The sequence below is a fragment of the Hungatella sp. SL.1.14 genome, from assembly GCF_024460495.1.
In the GTDB taxonomy this organism is placed as follows: Bacteria; Bacillota; Clostridia; order Lachnospirales; family Lachnospiraceae; genus Hungatella; species Hungatella hathewayi.
Map to the genome: position 1 here is coordinate 1 of NZ_JANFYJ010000255.1, position 308 is coordinate 308.

Sequence of the window (308 nt, forward strand, 5' to 3'; positions counted from 1 at the left end):
GTGTCTACCACACTTTACAACGCCATCGTAAGTTCGGGGCTCACAGCGACGGAACGTCATACCCACAGCTTTACTCCGAGTTACATACAGCCGGGAGAGGATGCCATGGTCAGCTTTGACGGCTATGCCGGACCGGATCTTAAGTTTGTAAATTCGGCACAGACCACAGTGGCGGTCCGCGCGTCTTTAAAGGATAATACCCTGAAGATCTCCATTGTCGGACTTCCAATTCTGGAGGATGGCGTGAAGGTGACTATGCGTTCTGAGAAGGTGAGGGACGTCGAGCCTCCGGCGCCAGTATATGAGGC

1 protein-coding gene is annotated in these 308 nt (G+C 53.6%); it reads left to right on the forward strand.

What is annotated here, in order from left to right:
- Positions 1-308 (forward strand): VanW family protein (locus NE473_RS30890; RefSeq protein ID WP_256265624.1); only part of this gene is annotated, 308 nt, incomplete at both ends.